At 58.8% G+C, this 15,190-nt stretch carries 16 protein-coding genes; 13 read left to right on the top strand and 3 right to left on the bottom strand.

The window, feature by feature from the left end; all coding sequences use genetic code 11:
* Window positions 1–3: 3 nt before the first annotated feature.
* The 5 genes from WA411_RS03390 to WA411_RS03370 all read left to right on the top strand — a co-directional run bounded on the left by WA411_RS03390 (window position 4) and on the right by WA411_RS03370 (window position 3,725).
* The gene (locus WA411_RS03390; RefSeq protein ID WP_291904684.1) at window positions 4–465 is read left to right on the top strand and encodes a chemotaxis protein CheW; all 462 of its coding nucleotides are present in this window, start codon (window positions 4–6) and stop codon (window positions 463–465) included.
* 80 nt (window positions 466–545) lie between these two features.
* Window positions 546–1,037, top strand: a complete 492-nt coding sequence (locus WA411_RS03385) for a Fur family transcriptional regulator (protein WP_069182285.1) — start codon at window positions 546–548, stop codon at window positions 1,035–1,037.
* The gene (znuC, locus tag WA411_RS03380) at window positions 1,030–1,827 is read left to right on the top strand and encodes a zinc ABC transporter ATP-binding protein ZnuC (protein WP_136630902.1); all 798 of its coding nucleotides are present in this window, start codon (window positions 1,030–1,032) and stop codon (window positions 1,825–1,827) included. The genes WA411_RS03385 and znuC overlap by 8 nt, the downstream gene beginning before the upstream one ends.
* Complete coding sequence (locus tag WA411_RS03375) at window positions 1,814–2,626, top strand: metal ABC transporter permease (RefSeq protein WP_069182287.1); 813 nt, start codon at window positions 1,814–1,816, stop codon at window positions 2,624–2,626. Before znuC ends, WA411_RS03375 begins: the two co-directional genes overlap by 14 nt.
* A gap of 91 nt (window positions 2,627–2,717) precedes the next feature.
* The gene (locus WA411_RS03370; protein WP_291904687.1) at window positions 2,718–3,725 is read left to right on the top strand and encodes a PAS domain-containing protein; all 1,008 of its coding nucleotides are present in this window, start codon (window positions 2,718–2,720) and stop codon (window positions 3,723–3,725) included.
* Here WA411_RS03370 and WA411_RS03365 read toward each other — a convergent pair.
* Together WA411_RS03365 and WA411_RS03360 are read right to left on the bottom strand one after the other, a co-directional pair.
* Window positions 3,722–3,970: a CDGSH iron-sulfur domain-containing protein gene (locus tag WA411_RS03365; protein ID WP_153634095.1), complete on the bottom strand. Its 249-nt coding sequence runs from the start codon at window positions 3,968–3,970 to the stop codon at window positions 3,722–3,724. The two genes, WA411_RS03370 and WA411_RS03365, sit on opposite strands and share 4 nt — an antisense overlap.
* 63 nt (window positions 3,971–4,033) lie before the next feature.
* A complete protein-coding gene (locus WA411_RS03360; protein ID WP_291904689.1) occupies window positions 4,034–5,116 on the bottom strand; it encodes a patatin-like phospholipase family protein in 1,083 nt (360 codons plus the stop codon).
* Window positions 5,117–5,311: 195 nt separating this feature from the next.
* Here WA411_RS03360 and WA411_RS03355 point away from each other — a divergent pair, with 195 nt between their 5' ends.
* On the top strand, window positions 5,312–6,379 hold the full coding sequence (locus WA411_RS03355) for a GGDEF domain-containing protein (RefSeq protein ID WP_291904691.1): 1,068 nt from the start codon (window positions 5,312–5,314) through the stop codon (window positions 6,377–6,379).
* Window positions 6,380–6,403: 24 nt separating this feature from the next.
* On the opposite strand, the gene WA411_RS03350 is transcribed toward WA411_RS03355, so the two are convergent.
* Window positions 6,404–7,324 carry an alpha/beta fold hydrolase gene (locus WA411_RS03350; RefSeq protein ID WP_291904693.1) on the bottom strand — a complete coding sequence of 307 codons (921 nt, stop codon included), beginning with the start codon at window positions 7,322–7,324 and terminating at the stop codon, window positions 6,404–6,406.
* Window positions 7,325–7,513: 189 nt separating this feature from the next.
* Between WA411_RS03350 and folE the strand changes: the two genes are divergently transcribed.
* From folE to WA411_RS03315, 7 genes are all read left to right on the top strand, one after another.
* Entirely contained in the window at window positions 7,514–8,089 is a 576-nt protein-coding gene (gene folE, locus WA411_RS03345) for a GTP cyclohydrolase I FolE (RefSeq protein ID WP_227514428.1), read from the top strand.
* 24 nt (window positions 8,090–8,113) lie between these two features.
* Window positions 8,114–8,488 (top strand): dihydroneopterin triphosphate 2'-epimerase, encoded by a 375-nt coding sequence (gene folX, locus WA411_RS03340; protein WP_064229586.1) that lies wholly within the window; start codon window positions 8,114–8,116, stop codon window positions 8,486–8,488.
* 23 nt (window positions 8,489–8,511) lie between these two features.
* The gene (locus WA411_RS03335) at window positions 8,512–8,949 is read left to right on the top strand and encodes a CoA-binding protein (RefSeq protein ID WP_291904697.1); all 438 of its coding nucleotides are present in this window, start codon (window positions 8,512–8,514) and stop codon (window positions 8,947–8,949) included.
* Between the two features lie 267 nt (window positions 8,950–9,216).
* The gene (locus WA411_RS03330) at window positions 9,217–11,484 is read left to right on the top strand and encodes a putative bifunctional diguanylate cyclase/phosphodiesterase (protein WP_069182294.1); all 2,268 of its coding nucleotides are present in this window, start codon (window positions 9,217–9,219) and stop codon (window positions 11,482–11,484) included.
* A 50-nt stretch (window positions 11,485–11,534) separates the two neighbouring features.
* A complete protein-coding gene (locus WA411_RS03325; RefSeq protein WP_069182295.1) occupies window positions 11,535–11,846 on the top strand; it encodes a hypothetical protein in 312 nt (103 codons plus the stop codon).
* 261 nt (window positions 11,847–12,107) lie between these two features.
* The gene (locus tag WA411_RS03320; RefSeq protein WP_069182296.1) at window positions 12,108–12,551 is read left to right on the top strand and encodes a MerR family transcriptional regulator; all 444 of its coding nucleotides are present in this window, start codon (window positions 12,108–12,110) and stop codon (window positions 12,549–12,551) included.
* A gap of 6 nt (window positions 12,552–12,557) precedes the next feature.
* A complete protein-coding gene (locus tag WA411_RS03315) occupies window positions 12,558–15,179 on the top strand; it encodes a heavy metal translocating P-type ATPase (RefSeq protein ID WP_291904702.1) in 2,622 nt (873 codons plus the stop codon).
* Window positions 15,180–15,190 lie beyond the last annotated feature (11 nt).

The following is a 15,190-nucleotide window of genomic DNA, read 5'->3' as shown; positions in this document are numbered from 1 at the left end:
GCAATGAATGACAACAGCCAATCCCTCTCCTGCGTCATGATTCCCATGAGCGGACGGCAACTGTTGCTGCCAAACGTCTCGATTGCGGAAGTGGTCGACTACGCCAGCTCTGACGCGGGCGCCAACACACCCGATTGGCTGGTTGGCTACCTGGACTGGCGGGGCCTCCAGCTCCCGGTGATTTCCTACGATGCGGCCAACGGCGGCGTGCTCACCGTCCCTGGTGACAACCGTGGCCGGATTGTTGTGCTCAACACCATCGGAGACCATCACAAGGAAATTCCCTTTATGGCCCTGGTAACCCAGGGCATTCCCAGCCAGGCCCGTTTGAGCGAGGAACAGGTCAGGAAACTGGAGGGTGAGCCGGGCCCGGCAGATCTGATGCTGGTTGAGGTAGAGGGTGAGAACGCCTGGATCCCGAACCTGGAATATCTCGAATCCCTGGTACTGAAGTCCAGACACTAACCGGTTATCCGTTCTGCTGCCGGGCATGGCAGACATCCCTGCAAATGTTATAATGTTTCAAATTTTGCAGGATTTTGACCATGTCCGCCCGAGCCATTCCCTATCGGCCACACAACCACGACGCCTGTGTCAGCCAGGCCCTGACTGACGCTCGGGCCATTTGCCAGCGTCAGAATGCCCGTCTGACCCCGATTCGGGAACGGGTGCTGGAACTGATCTGGCAGTCCCACAAGCCGTTGGGTGCCTACGATGTGCTGGCAGAGCTTTCTTCCGATGGTCATAACGCTGCTCCGCCCACCGTTTACCGCGCACTGGATTTCCTTCAGCAGCATGGGCTTGTGCACCGCATCGCGTCGCTCAACGCTTTTATCGGCTGTACCCACGCGGGTGAAAGCCACACCGGCATGTTTCTGATCTGTCGCGCCTGCGGTAATGTTCTCGAGCTGACCGCTCCCGAGGTGTCAACAGAAGTGCGCAGGGCCGCCTCCGGCCAAGGCTTCCTGGCCGAGAACACTACCCTCGAGATAGCCGGGCTTTGCCCCGGTTGCCAGGCGGAGCCGGAGCATGAGTGAACCTCTGGTCAGCCTTGAGAATCTCACCGTCCAGTTCGACTCACGGCCCGTGGTCGACCGGGTCAACCTCAAGATCCATCGAGGCGATATCATCACCATTATCGGGCCCAACGGTGCCGGCAAAACCACGCTGATCAAGGCAGTCCTGGGCATTCAGAAGGTGTCCTCAGGACAGGTGTCAGTCAAGAAGAACCTGGTAATCGGCTACGTTCCCCAGCATCTGACTCTCGAGGCCACGCTTCCCCTCAGCGTCAAACGTTTCATGCTGCTCAGCGGCCGGTCGCTCGGCGAATGTCAGACCGCGCTTGCCCGTACCGGTGTTGGCCACCTGCTGCACGCCTCGGTACACCATTTGTCCGGTGGTGAAAAACAGCGGCTGTTACTGGCCAGGGCCCTGGCCCGAAAACCGGATCTTCTTGTGCTCGATGAACCTGCCCAGGGGGTCGATATCAATGGCCAGGCGTCGCTGTATGAACTCATTCGCCAGCTTCGGGACGACCTGAACTGCGGTGTGATCATGATCTCCCACGACCTGCACCTGGTGATGGCAGCCACGGACAAGGTTATCTGTCTGAACCAGCATGTCTGCTGCAGCGGTTATCCCGAAGACATTTCCCATGACCCGGCGTTCATCGAGACGTTTGGCCGCCCGGTGGCAGAATCCCTGGCGGTTTACCACCATCACCACAACCACAGTCATGATCTGCACGGGAACGTGGTGGACAGCGAGTCTCAGAACGCCTCCTCCGGACACGGCGGACACACGGAATGTAATCATGCCCATCATTAATGCCGTTCTGGACGATTTCTTCTGGCGTGCCTTGATTGGCGGCCTCGGCGTTGCCCTCGTGGCGGGCCCCCTGGGCTGTTTCGTGGTCTGGCGACGAATGGCCTATTTTGGCGATACCCTGGCGCATTCGGCACTGCTGGGGATTGCCCTGAGCTTTCTGATCAGCGTGCCACTGAACCTCGGTGTGATCATAACCTGCGTGGTCCTGGCTATGGCCCTGGTGTTGTTATCCCGAACGAGAGCCCTGGCAACGGATACGCTGCTCGGGATTCTCGCCCACAGTGCCCTGGCCATCGGCCTGGTGACCCTGAGCTTCATGCCGGATGTTCGCGTCGACCTGACCGGTCTGCTGTTCGGCGATCTGCTAGCCATGAGCCGCGAGGACCTGTTGTGGATCTATGGCGGCGCGGCACTGATCCTGTTCCTGTTGTCGGTACTCTGGCGCGGATTGCTGATGAGCACGATTCACGAGGAGCTTGCCCGGGTGGAAGGCGTTGCCGTCGAACGCCTCCGTCTGGTTCTGATGCTGATGTTCTCTCTGGTGATCGCGGTGGCCATGAAAATCGTCGGCGTGCTGCTGATTACCGCCCTGCTCATCATTCCCGCGGCCACCGCCCGGCGCCTGGCCCACAATCCGGAGATCATGGTGGCCATGGCAATCGGTTTCGGGTTTGTTGCGGTAAGCGGAGGCCTGAGCCTGTCATGGCATCTGGACACGCCTGCTGGCCCGTCCGTTGTGGTGACCGCTTTTGCCGTTTTCCTGCTGGTTTACGGTGCTGCCGGCAAAGTCCGCAGTTGAGCATTTCCCTCTGTTCCCGAGCTGGACTAGAGTATAGGGATACAGTCGGCCTGACCCACAGGTAATGGCCTCGCCGCACAGGACGCCCGGCATGGAAAGCTCAGTTCCAGGCCGGTTCCGCAGACCGGTACTTTGGCCAGGAGTCTGGATCCCACTGCTTCTGGTCGCAGCCGGGCTGCTGGTAACCGGAATCACGGCAAATATCGAAGGACGGCGGGCCATGGCCCTGGCCGAAGCGCGCTACTATGCCCAGCATCAGGCCCTGGTCAATCACCTGCTGGCCAACGTGCCGAATCGTCCGGGCGCGGGCGACAGCAGCCAACCGGTCTCAGCCTGGCTCCACGCTCTGTTCAGCGACACCCTACCTGATTCCCTCGGCCTGCGTATCGATACACTCGAACGACACACCAAGACGCCACTGCTGGAGATACGAGCCAACGGTTCGGTGGACCCTACACGGGCATTGCGCACCGAAGTGTCACCGCTGGACCATCACTGGATACTCACCACCGTGCCCTCCCCCAAAGGCCTGGAAGAGGTCGCCCGGGCTGCCTCGCAGACCGTCTGGCTCGCCGGTTTCGCGCTGTCCGTGTTCGCTGCCTCGCTTGCTCTGCTACTCAACCGCCGGCTTCATCTTCAGGCGCTCCATATCCGTGGCCTGGAACAGCGGGAAATCGGCGCTGACCATCAGATCGCCAACTTTCAGGTCGAGAAGTCGATATTGCGCCAGGCACTGAATGACAGTGAACAGCGAAGTCGCGATCTGGTAGCCCTGTCTGGGGCCGTGATCTGGGAACTGGATGAAAATGGCAGAATCGGCTTTGTTTCAACGCAAATCGCCGAACTTCTGGATCGAGCGCCCGCTGACCTGGTGGGACAGCCACTGGAAGAACTGGTTGCGCCGGCCTTTCAAGACAATTTCAGGCGGGCCCTCGCGGCCGCTCGCAGTGACAGCTCCATTGAGCGGATTGATCTTCCTCTCCTTCACCGGGACCAGGAAGCAGAGGTGCCAGTCGTGCTCAGGGTCCGGGCTTTGAAAGATCCGGTCCACGGACTGTCAGGTTTCCGGATAAGTACCCTGCAACGTATGACCCACTAATCGAGGGTCTTGTGGGTGCCGTCGCACAGGGGGGCATTGCCTGTTTGCTTGCATCCGCAGAACCAGACCCACTCTTTCTTTTCCGCCTCATACTTGACCGGCGTTATACCGGTACCCTTGTGGGAACCGTCACAGAATGGCTGGCTGTTACTGCGGCCACAGGCACACCAGAGGTAGTTCTTTCCTGCCTCCACCATGACGGAGTAAGGCGTCTTACTGGCGATCAACGGTTTCTCATCGGACATAATCTGTTCCTCGAGTCATGACTGTAGTCAACCAGTATAGCCACTCATGGAGAAACACTGCGCTCAGAGCGGCCTGACGATATCCGCAAGGCGCCCGGTCTCGATAAACTCCATAAACTCGTCGCCCAGACGGTCACTTTCCGCGATCGCCGCCCGCCAGGCCCGTTCTCGGCCAGCATCATCACCCACATAGCGCTCAAAATCCTTACGGTCCGGTAGTTTGCGGTCAGGCAGGGATTCCAGATACTCCTTTGACGGTGCAATCAACAGTACATCCTGCAACCGGGTGGCGTCACCCCGCCGCCAGGGCAAGGACTTATCGAACCAGCCGGGCACCACCTTGTCGGTGAAGTGTGGGTATAGCACGATGCCCGGCTGCTGGTAGGGCAGATCCAAGTGATAATCCAGAAGCCCACCGTCACGATAGATGCCTTCTGGAGCACCGGGTATGTTGCGGACACCGGACATCACCAGGGGGATAGACGCAGAAGCCAGGAGGGCCGGCAGCAGGTTCTCCCGGGTAAAGGCGACCTCGTGGCTGGGGAAATCCACCAGCTTCGCCACGGGCGTTTTCAGACGGGCGTCGTGGATGATGCCCCGCTCCATGAAACGCCCCAGATGCCGGCGACTGACCATGTTGGCGCTGATCGCACCCATGAGGCCCAGCCCCAAGCGGCCTCGCGCATCCTCCGCCAGCATGCCAAGACTGCGAACCACCACAACGTTCAGCCGGTACCAGGGGTGATTCAGAATGGCGTCTTCCCGGCCACCCAGTAATTCTTCCAGGAACAGCACGCTCTTGCGGCTTACTTCAGCACTGCTGACGCCCTTGGCAAACCGCTGGGCGGTATAGAGTTCAGCCAGCCGACCAAGCTGCTCTTTCGGGTCATCGGACGAGGCCACGGCGGCAAACCGCCAGCTGCCAATCGACGAGCCGATCAGCGATCGCTCCTGTGGAACCTGCGGCAGCCAGTCACCAAATATAGCTTTATCCAGGCCGCTGATTCCCAGAGCCTTGGGACCACCGGCAGCGCCCGGAATCACGTGCACGTCTTCCGGTGACAGCGGCTTTTCCTTGAGTCGTTGCATCGCGCGACGACCGGCCCGGATGGTCAAGGCCGGTTCTCGGGTGTGAATAGCAGTCATTGGGTGATCCCTGGGCGTGTCCCTGAAGTAATCTGGCGGAGTTTAGCGAAGTGGACGATGCCCGGCCAACTGAACAAAACTAATGGTGGTCATAAACAGCACTATCTGCTTAATTAAACCAATGGCCATGCTAGATTTCACTACACTCCCGACACAGGACGCGGGCGGATACGACTCTGACAGCAGGAGTATGCTGTGAATTTTTCGGTACCACCCTCTACCTTTGCAAGCAATCCGACGCTCGCGGTGCTCGGCTTCAAACGCCAACTGGTCTACCACCTGCACTTCTGGGCGTTCATCGCGGTAGCGCCGCTGGTAATGGTTCAATGGCAGCAATCCCACTACCTGCTGTCTTCCGTACTGGTGCTTTTTTGCGTCAATGCCCTTCTGGTGATCGCGTTTCTGCGGTTGCGCGGCACCTATTTCCTCAAAGGCCGATTATTCCCTCTGCTCGCGGTGGTTAGTGCCGCCTATTCGACACATATAAATGGCCACGCTGGCCTTTACTGGGCCTACCCTGCCGCTACGGCCCTGTTTTTCCTGCTGCCGCTGAGGGAAGCCATCGGCAGTAACATCGTCTTTGTGGTTGTCATGGCGGTCGTGTCGTTCCTCCGCTTTCCCGAAGCCGACTTTTGGAGAATCACCTTTTCCCTCGGCCTGACTTGCCTGTTTGCCATGATTTTTGCGTTTCTGGTAGGCAAACTTCAGCAAGAACTCACACGACTGGCCACCACCGACCCATTGACCGGCTGCCTGAACCGGTCGCAACTTGCCGATATTCTCAACGGCCAGATTCAGATGCGGGAACGGTATGAGCGGGTATCCAGCCTGATTTTGCTGGATCTGGATTACTTCAAGACCATCAACGATCAGTGGGGCCACCTGGCCGGTGACAAGGTTCTCACCGAAATGGCTCTGCGTTTGCGCAAACGACTTCGGGAAAGCGATCAGCTGTTCCGGATCGGGGGCGAGGAATTCATGATCGTGCTACCGGAAACCCGGCAAAAAGACGCAGATGCCCTTGCCCACCAGCTTCTGACCAGCATCAGTGCCCGGCCATTCCTTGACGATATCAAGGTGACTGCCAGTGCCAGTGTCGCTGAAGTCAGCAAGGGCGAGACCTGGTCGATCTGGCTGAACCGGGCTGATCAGGCCCTTTACGAAGCGAAATCCCGGGGTCGCAACCAGGTAGTCAATGCCGCTCGACCGCTTCCGGTTGTGGGCCGGGGCGCCGAGGACATGCCCGATTCAGCGTCGGGCTGAAGTACAGCACCTACCGTTTCGCCTTTACTGTTCGCAGCGTTTACGAAATTCCCGGTAGGCGCTGAAAACCTCCCAGGGGCACTCAAAATGAGGGTAATGCCCGATGTTCCTCAGGGTGACCACATCGCCCTCCGGTATCAGTTCGCGATACCGACGCGCCATGCCGGCGCCAGAGACGGGGTCGGCCGTACCTGAGATCAGCCGCATCGGTTGCGTCGCCTTCTGCAGAGCGCCAACCCAACGATTCCGATGACATCGACGTTCCTCCATAAACTGTATCAGCTGGTGCAGGATGCCCCGACCATTGTTGTAGGTCAGCAGGTGCCAGAAGTCTTCCATGTCCTGACGATCCGGCGGATTCTGGCTGCCGAACAGGCGGCGAAAGTTGCGCTCGAAACTGCGCCGGGTCAGACCACGGCTGATCAAGCCGCCAAAGGGGCTTCTCAATAGCTTCTGAATCAGCAACGGATTATGGACTTCCGGGAAAAGGGCACCATTGAGAAAGCAGACACTGGCAATCCGGAAAGGCAGTCCGTCTTCCTGCTCCCGCGCCAATAGCTCCTGGGCCACACTGCAACCGTAATCGTGAACCAGCAGATGCACCGACGGGAGGCCAAGCCCCTCGATCCAGCCCTGGAACAGATCGGCCTGGTCTTCAATACTGTAGTCGTAGTTGGAGGGCTTGTCCGAAAAGCCGAAGCCCAGCATGTCCAGCGTCAAAACGTTGTTGTGCTGCACCAGCATCGGCCAGACACGGTTCCAGTCCCAGCTGGCGGTAGGAAAGCCATGGATCAGCACCAGCGGTTCCCCCGAGCCCGCCATCCGACTGAAAATGGCATGTCCCTCAAAACTGAACCACTTACCTCCCTGTTGCCACCCTTCAAGGGTGCCTTCCACGCGCGCTGCGGCGGAACCCCCACCGACGGTGGGCATCACCTCTTCCATGTATTGTCCCCGGCGAACATTTACAGCCTGAAACTGTAGAACAAAGCAGCCCCCACTGCCATAGCCGTACTGCCCAGACCGCCGGGCGGGTCAGCCAGAGTGGTCTTTTCCTGCAATGACGTCGTAAACGTAGAGATGGTGGGCAAATTGCCTTAAGCTTTGGCCCTCGTAAGACACTGCTAACCGGAAATGACTATGAGCAAACTCCTTGACGACCTCTCCGGACACTTTCGTGCCATTATTGATGGCCTGGGCGAAGACCCGGACCGCGAGGGTCTGCAAGACACTCCAATGCGCGCCGCCAAGGCCATGCAGTTCCTCACCTGCGGTTACAATCAGGATCTGGGCGACCTGGTGAACGATGCGGTATTCGAGTCGGCCATGGACGAAATGGTCGTGGTACAGGACATCGAGTTGTACAGCATGTGCGAGCACCACATGTTGCCGTTCATCGGTAAGTGTCACATCGCCTACCTGCCCGCTGGCAAGGTGCTGGGACTTTCCAAATTCGCTCGCATCGTCGATATGTACGCCCGTCGCCTGCAGATCCAGGAAAACCTGACCCGGCAGATTGCCGAAGCCGTCGAGAGCGTAACCGGTGCGAAGGGTGTGGCGGTGGTTATCGAGGCACAGCACATGTGCATGATGATGAGGGGCGTGGAGAAACAGAATTCCCGCATGAAGACGTCGATGATGCTGGGGCAGTTCCGTAAATCCCAGGCAACTCGCACCGAGTTTCTGACCCTGATCAGTAACAACCGCTGAAGCACCTGACCACTGGGAGGCCGCATGACAGACGTTCACGGGAATCATCTCGCAAAGGTCCGCATCAAGGATCTTCTTTTGAGAGCCTACATCGGCATCAAGGAAGAGGAAATCAACAATCAGCAGGACGTATTGATCAACGTTGCGCTGACGTACGATGCCTCTGAGGCGGTGAACCGGAACGAAATCTCGGCCGCCCTGAACTATCGCACCATCACCAAGCAGATCATCCATCATGTGGATGGCAACCGGTTTGCCCTTCTCGAACGCCTGACCCACGAGGTTCTGACAATCGTTATGGAGCATGAGGCGGTGCAGTGGGCCGAAGTGGAAATCGACAAGCCTCACGCGCTACGCTACGCGGAGTCCGTGTCTGTATGTCTTCAGGCACACCGTTAATTCAAAGAGGCTCTGCCAGCAACATGCCCAGCAACACCCCGGACCAGATTCGCGACATCCTGACGACGGTCAAAACCATTGCCCTGGTGGGCGCCAGTGAGAAGACCAGCCGCCCCTCTCACGAAGTTATGGAGTTCCTTCAGAACCAGGGTTACCGGATCCTCCCGGTGAATCCCCGTCTGGCAGGCAAGACGCTACTCGGTGAAACCGTGTACGCCGACCTTAACGGTCTGCCGGAACCTGTAGACATGGTTGATCTTTTCCTGGCACCGGAACGCACCGACGCCGTCATCGACCAGGCCATCGAACTCAACATCCCGGTGGTGTGGCTGCAGATTGGTGTGGTCAATGACGAGGGTGCAGCCCGGGCAGAGGCTGCGGGGCTGAAGGTTGTAATGGATCGCTGCCCGAAGCAGGAAATCCCCCGTCTGGGTATTCGCAGGGTTGCCGAACAGCCCTGAAACCTGATCTGAATCAGGAACTACGTCACACTTCCGGCACTCTTCTGTAACCGGTCTGTCAGGTCTGACATAATCACCGGACATAAACAGAAGACTGGTAGAGCCATGTGGTTCCGACGTAAATCCAGCCGACTGCACCGAACTCCGATCGGCGCTGTGCGCCCTTGCCAGCACTTCAATTGATGGCGTTTATCAGTCGATATGCCTCATAATTGCGAGGGTGTAGCCCATCAGTTAGCAACACCCGCTCAAGTCACGGAGTAATGTGTGGATCAACCTGCATCACCCCCCAAAGCTGTGGTTTCGGGCCTATTGAGCCCGGCGTTTCCGGTGGTGATTTTCCTGGTTTTCCTCGGCCTCGCAGCCGGCCTGCGCTATGGCCTGGTACAACAGGACAGGAATCAGGTTGAGGCAAACCTTGCCAACGAAGCCAGGGCCATGGCCAATCACCTTGAACGGGAATTCCTTATACACGCCGAAGCAATCCGGCGCATGGCCAAACGCCTGGAGACAGACCCTTCCAAAACCGAACAGGAATGGCGACGGGATGCCCGCAACTACCTCGACGATTTCGGCGTCTACCAGGCCATCGAGTGGATTGACTCCGATTTCATCATTCGCTGGCTGGAGCCAGTCACCGACAATGAAGAGGTCATTGGCTACAACGTCGCCTTCAACGAGGAGCGACGCCAGGCACTGGAGCGGGCAAAGCAGTCCGGCACCTGGGATCTTTCCGGTGTGATCAATTTGCGCCAGGGCGGCAAGGGCATGGTCATCTATGCGCCAGTGGGTGCCGGCCCCGAGAACAACGGCTTCATGGCGGGGGTATTCCGAATGGAAGTGCTGGCCCGCCAGCTTCTCACCGAACGGGTGCTGGAGTCTTTCCGGATCGAAATCCTCGAAGCCGGACAAGTGAGCTATGAGCTGAACGCGTCGCAGCCGGTCAGTGGCGATTTCTCTCGAGAACAAGCGGTTGATCTGCCAACACTGGACTGGACCCTGACCCTGCGCCCGTCCACCGAATGGGTGGAAAGCCAGTACAGCCACTGGCCAGCGCTGACCTTTACCACGTTTCTGTTAATGGGCCTGCTGACCAGCCTGACCACTCTGCTGGTGCAACTCATCCTGAAACGCAACCGGGCCCTGTTGAAGACCCGCCGGGAGCTGGACCAGGAAATCGAGCAGCGCACGGCCATTCAGAAGGATCTGGCGAGGCTGGAATCCACCGATACTCTCACCGGGCTGGCCAACCGTCGGTTCTTTATGGAGGACCTGTCCCACACCCTGAACATTGCCGACCGCCAGATGCGCCAGGTTGCCCTGGTGATGCTGGATCTGGACCGTTTCCAGACGCTCAACGACTCCCTCGGCCACCAGTTCGGGGACGAACTGCTCATCAAAGTGTCCGAGCGCCTGAACCGTCTCAGCAACGAACGCCTGCTGGTGGCCTACTCCGGGGGCGATGAGTTCATGTTCTGTCAGCAACAGGTGGACGACATTGATGACATCATCCACTTGCTGGGTCAGATCAAACAGTGCTTTGATCAGCCCTTCGAGGTTCAGGGCCAGTCCCACAGCATTACCGCCACCATGGGTATTGCGGTGTACCCACAAAGCGGCCTGGACGCGGATACACTGTTGCGAAATGCAGACATAGCCCTCTACCGCGCCAAGGAACAGGGCCGAAATACCTACCAGTTCTATACCGAGGGCATGCAGGAGCGCGAGGTCATGCGCCTTGAGCTGGACAAGGATCTGAGCCAGGCCCTGGCCAACAATGAATTCGTGCTCTTCTACCAACCTCAACTGAACCTGGACACCGGTGAAATCCAGAGTGTCGAGGCGCTCATCCGCTGGCGCCATCCGCGCCGCGGGCTTCTGCCGCCGGTGGAATTCATCCCGCTGGCGGAGGAGAGTGGGCGTATCACCGATATTGGCCGCTGGGTGGTCCTCGCAGCCTGTCGGCAGCTGGCGGCGTGGAGAGGCACGCCGCAGGAGAACTTGCGCATTGCGGTCAATCTTTCCGGCCGGGAGCTGGACGACGAAGATCTGGTCGACCACATTCGGGAAGCCCTGGCGGCGGAGAATGTGCCGGCCGATCGTCTGGAGGTTGAGCTTACCGAGGAGATTTTCATCCAGAATATCGAGCACAACCTGAATCAGCTGTCCCGTCTGCACCAGTTGGGAGTGCACCTTGCTATCGATGACTTCGGTGTGGGCTATTCGTCCCTGGGTTACCTGCGAGATTTCCCGGTCGATCTGCTGAAAATCGACCGGTCGTTTATCACGGAAGTCACGGAGCGCCATGACGACGCAGTGATCACCAGGGCAGTCATCAACCTGGCTCATAACCTGGGTATTGAGGTGGTGGCCGAGGGGGTTGAAACCGAGGAGCAGCTGAATTTCCTCAAGAGCTACCGTTGTAACTTTGCCCAGGGTTACCTGATCAGCCGACCGATTCCGGTTTCAGACCTTGAAAAGGCGCTGGCCTCGGGCGTTCTGGTGGCAGATATTACGGCCGATTCCGGATTGTAATTGCTGCGGCCCGTCCCCAAGATACGGGTAAATCATTCTGGTGAAATTCTATGGCTGCCCAATACCTGACTCCGGAACAGGACGAGAAGATCCGCCAGTGGGAACGCTGGAACCGGAACTATTTCATTTTTGCGTTTGTGGCGCTGACCATCATTCTGGTGTTCAGCAGTCAATTGGGGTTGTCCAGTGGTGAAAGCTGGGGCCCTCTGGGCGTTCTGATCGCTGCCCTGATCACGCCGATCATTGTTCTGCAGCTGAAGCTGGCCTGTCCGGCCTGCGGCCAGAAAATTGGCTGGCAGGCGAAGTTGATGGCGCCGGATCAGTGCAAGACCTGCGGGACGTTTTTGCGTTCGCGGGATTAATAACCCTTCCTCGATTTTCCTCCGAAGAAAACCTTTGACCTGTGAGTTGCTCACAGGTTTTAGTCTAATCCTACTGGTTTGGAGTTTGCCGTGCTGAGGTGGGTACGGCTTCCGAAAACCGCTGTGAATACGTCCCTGTACGCTTGCTCTGAACCTTCCCTGGTTCAGAGCATTTTCGGAAGCCGTACCCACCTCAACACTCCGCTGACTTCAGTCTTTGGTTCCTGAAGCCACTATTTTTGGCACGTTGAGAACAAGACGATGAAAGTAAAAGAGATTGCAGAAGCCGCCGGCGTTAACCCGGATACGGTTCGGTTCTACACCCGCGAGAACCTGCTGAAACCGACCCGTAACCCTGAGAATAACTACCAGCAGTTTGATGCCGAGGATCTCCGGCGGCTTCGATTTGCCCGGAAAGCACGGCAGCTGGGATTTTCCTTGCCGGAGATTCGACAGATTCTGGATCAGGCGGACGATCATCATTCGCCCTGTCCGATGGTTCGTGATGTATTCCAGCACCGGTTGGCGGAAGTTGAGCGGGAGATTCGGGAGCTGCAGCAGTTGCGCAAGCGGATGACCGCCGCGCTGGCTGCCTGGCAGGACATGCCGGATGGCACGCCCGATGGCCATACCATTTGCCGGTTGATCGAACACTGGGATGATCCGGCGCCCTGTTGCGGGGCAAGCGAACAGAACGAGGAGTGATTCTGGATGACTGACACACCTGTTTTGCAAACCACGCTGAGCATTTCCGGGGCTTCATGCCAAGGCTGCGCCAAGAAGATTCGCAATGCGCTCGAGCCGTTGACCGGCGATACCGGGCTGGTTGAAGTGGATCTGGAAAACCAGACGGTGGCCTTGCCGGAGGGAGTGGATGCCGCTGAGGCGGCGCGTATTGTTACCGAGACCGGCTATCCTGCCGAGCCTTTCGAGGAAGATGCCCAGCCAGCCAGTTGCTGTGCTTCCGGGAACAAGAGCGAGAACCTTGCCGGCGACGATTCCGAAGACCATGCAGTGACCGAAGAATCGGTTCAGTCGAGCCCTGAATCGGCAACAGCGGCCGACGGGCAGGTTCATCTGTCGGTGACCGGTGCCACTTGTGCCTCCTGCGTCAACACGATTGAAAAAGCCCTGATGTCCGTCTCGGGTATTCACCATGCCCATATGAACCTGGCAGACAATACCGCCACGGCCACAGGTGATGCCGACCCTGAGGCACTGGTGAAAGCAGTGGAAAGTGCCGGCTATGGCGCCAGCGTCATCGAAGACGAGGACGAAGCCGACGACCGGAAGCAGGAGGAAGACCGCAAGCAATACAGGTCACTGCTGGTGAAGATGGCGGTCAGTCTGGGCCTGGGGCTTGGGCTAATGGTCTGGGGTATGGGCTTCGGCACCATGATGGTGACCGACGCCAATCAGGGTACCTGGCTCGGTCTGGGTGTGCTGACATTGATCGTGATGGCCGCCACCGGCGGGCATTTCTATACCGGCGCGTGGAAGGCGTTCCGGCACCACAACGCCAATATGGATACCCTGATTGCCCTGGGTACCGGAACCGCCTGGCTCTATTCCATCGTGGTGGCCAGTGTTCCGGGCGCGTTGCCGGAGATGGCCCGTCATGTGTACTTCGAGGCCTCGGCCATGATCATCGGTCTGATCAATCTGGGTCAGGCGCTGGAGCTTCGGGCCAAAGGCAAAACCTCGGAGGCGGTGCGCCGGCTCCTGGACCTGCGGGCGAAAACCGCCCGGGTGATTCGCAACGGGGAAGAGCAGGACATTCCGGTCGAGGAGGTCCGCAAGGGCGATCGTATCCGGGTCCGGCCCGGGGAAAAACTGCCGGTGGATGGCCTGATCGCCGAAGGCTCGACCCGCATTGACGAGAGCATGCTCACTGGCGAGCCGATGCCGGTCAGCAAGTCGGAAGGCGATGAAGTGTCCGCCGGCACGCTGAACACACACGGTTCCATCGTCTATGAGGCCACTCGGGTGGGCAGTGAAACCGCGCTGGCCCAGATCATCAAGCTGGTGAAAAAAGCCCAGGGTTCAAAGCCCGCTATTGGACGTCTTGCGGACAAGATTTCCTCGGTATTCGTGCCGACGGTCATGCTGATTGCTGTCGTGGCGGCGCTGGTCTGGTACAACGTCGGACCAGAACCTGCGGTGGTTCATATGATGGTGGCCGCCACCACGGTGCTGATCATTGCCTGCCCCTGCGCTCTGGGCCTGGCGACACCCATGTCGGTGATGGTCGGCGTTGGCAAGGCCGCTGAATACGGCGCGCTGATCCGCCAGGGTGATGCCCTGCAAACCGCGGGCAAGCTGGATCTGGTCATTCTGGATAAGACCGGCACCATTACCGAGGGCCATCCGGCGGTTACGCGGCTTCACGCCAGCGACGGTGACGAGAAGCGCCTGCTGACCCTGGCGGCCGGGCTGGAACAGCACTCAGAACACCCTCTGGCCGAAGCCATCCTGGCGAAGGCCAAAGAGAAGCAGGCTGATCCCGAGAAGGTAACCGATTTTAAAGCCCTGAACGGCAAGGGCGTACAAGGCGAATTCGAAAGCAAGCCACTGCGCCTGGGCAACCGGCGGTGGCTGGAAAGCGAGGGTGTGGAACTTGCCGACCTTGCAGGTGCTGCCCGCTCGATTACCGAAGAAGCCGGCACGCCCCTGTTCCTGGCATTGGGCAATGAGGCTCTGGGCGTCATTGGAGTGGCCGATGCCATCAAACCGGACTCCAAGGCGGCCATCCAGCGTCTTCACGACGCCGGCATCAGGGTGATGATGGTGACCGGCGATGTCGACGCCACCGCCAAAGCCATCGCGAAAAAGGCCGGCATCGATGACTATCGCGCGGAAGTTCTGCCTGAAGACAAGGCCGAGGTGGTCAGTGAAATGCGCGGCAAGGGCCACACAGTCGCTATGGTCGGCGACGGCATCAATGATGCGCCGGCCCTGGCGGCGGCAGACGTCGGCTTTGCCATCGGCACCGGCACGGATGTCGCCATTGAGAGCGCCGGTATCACTCTGATGCGAGGCTCGCTCCACGGCGTTCCCGATGCCATCGAGATTTCCCGCGCCACTGTGAAGAACATTCACCAGAATCTGTTCGGCGCATTCGTATACAACACAATGGGTATTCCGGTGGCCGCCGGCCTGCTCTACCCTGTCTGGGGAATACTGATGAGCCCGATACTGGCCGGCGCTGCCATGTCCCTGTCTTCGGTCACCGTAGTCTCGAACGCCAACCGCCTGAGATTGTTCCGGACCAGTCACCGCCTGGAACGGAGCGACAGCGACAGTGATCCAAAACAGCAACAGGAGCGGAACTGATGGAAACACTA

Origin of the sequence: Marinobacter sp. CH_CUG1437-1, assembly GCF_037029655.1 — a bacterium.
Classification (GTDB): Bacteria; Pseudomonadota; Gammaproteobacteria; order Pseudomonadales; family Oleiphilaceae; genus Marinobacter; species Marinobacter salsuginis.
Note: the sequence above shows the minus strand (reverse complement) of the source record. Positions and strands in the feature narration are given on the sequence as shown.

Coding starts and splice junctions, on each gene's coding strand:
- WA411_RS03390 (WP_291904684.1), top strand. CDS start 4: ATGAATGACAACAGCCAATCCCTCTCCTGCGTCATGATTCCCATGAGC.
- WA411_RS03385 (WP_069182285.1), top strand. CDS start 546: ATGTCCGCCCGAGCCATTCCCTATCGGCCACACAACCACGACGCCTGT.
- znuC (WP_136630902.1), top strand. CDS start 1,030: ATGAGTGAACCTCTGGTCAGCCTTGAGAATCTCACCGTCCAGTTCGAC.
- WA411_RS03375 (WP_069182287.1), top strand. CDS start 1,814: ATGCCCATCATTAATGCCGTTCTGGACGATTTCTTCTGGCGTGCCTTG.
- WA411_RS03370 (WP_291904687.1), top strand. CDS start 2,718: ATGGAAAGCTCAGTTCCAGGCCGGTTCCGCAGACCGGTACTTTGGCCA.
- WA411_RS03365 (WP_153634095.1), bottom strand. CDS start 3,970: ATGTCCGATGAGAAACCGTTGATCGCCAGTAAGACGCCTTACTCCGTC.
- WA411_RS03360 (WP_291904689.1), bottom strand. CDS start 5,116: ATGACTGCTATTCACACCCGAGAACCGGCCTTGACCATCCGGGCCGGT.
- WA411_RS03350 (WP_291904693.1), bottom strand. CDS start 7,324: ATGGAAGAGGTGATGCCCACCGTCGGTGGGGGTTCCGCCGCAGCGCGC.
- folE (WP_227514428.1), top strand. CDS start 7,514: ATGACTATGAGCAAACTCCTTGACGACCTCTCCGGACACTTTCGTGCC.
- folX (WP_064229586.1), top strand. CDS start 8,114: ATGACAGACGTTCACGGGAATCATCTCGCAAAGGTCCGCATCAAGGAT.
- WA411_RS03335 (WP_291904697.1), top strand. CDS start 8,512: ATGCCCAGCAACACCCCGGACCAGATTCGCGACATCCTGACGACGGTC.
- WA411_RS03325 (WP_069182295.1), top strand. CDS start 11,535: ATGGCTGCCCAATACCTGACTCCGGAACAGGACGAGAAGATCCGCCAG.
- WA411_RS03320 (WP_069182296.1), top strand. CDS start 12,108: ATGAAAGTAAAAGAGATTGCAGAAGCCGCCGGCGTTAACCCGGATACG.
- WA411_RS03315 (WP_291904702.1), top strand. CDS start 12,558: ATGACTGACACACCTGTTTTGCAAACCACGCTGAGCATTTCCGGGGCT.